This window comes from Solibacillus ferritrahens (assembly GCF_037027585.1).
GTDB classification, from domain to species: Bacteria; Bacillota; Bacilli; order Bacillales_A; family Planococcaceae; genus Solibacillus; species Solibacillus ferritrahens.
Map to the genome: position 1 here is coordinate 1 of NZ_JAXCLE010000063.1, position 657 is coordinate 657.

Sequence of the window (657 nt, forward strand, 5' to 3'; positions counted from 1 at the left end):
AAGTAAGCATCGCCTGCATGGACAATTTTTTAAGGCCTCTTAGCGTTGTCCATCGCATACCATGCTTCTCTTTCGCATCCGCAAAGACACGTTCAACCGTCTCTTTCCGTTTTGCATAAATTGATTTAATTTCATGATGATGACGAAGATGTTCGGCTTCTTCCAGATAATCTGCCCAAATATGTCGCTGAATCATTTTCGTATGATTTTTACTTTCTGTACATTGTGCTAGAAATGGGCAGTCTGCACAAACCGCTGGATTCGATTTGTATTGGCGATAGCCCTCTTTCGTCGTCATTGTATAGCGCAACATCTGGTCATTCGGGCAAATATAGCAATCATAATGTTCATCATAGACATACTCATGTTTACGGAAGAAGCCATCTTTCGTTTTTGGTCTTGTATAAGGAAGAACAGGCAACATTTGATTTTCTAATAAAAAGTTCGCAATCGCAGGCGTTTTATAAGCCGCATCCGCAGCAACAGCTACAGGCTTTTTCACACGATGAATGACCTTTTCAACAAGCGGTTGCAGCATATGACTATCATGTATATTGCCAGGTGTCACAATCGTTCCTAATACAAAGCCACGTTCATCTGTCGCTGCATGAAATGAATAGGCAAATTGTTTTGTCCGTTCGTCCTTCACATAGTAAC

At 41.1% G+C, this 657-nt stretch carries 1 protein-coding gene; it reads right to left on the minus strand.

Annotated features, from left to right (window positions below; translation table 11 throughout):
* Window positions 1-657, minus strand: a 657-nt coding sequence (locus tag SNE38_RS19185; protein ID WP_336047181.1) for a transposase, incomplete at both ends; no start/stop codon positions are given.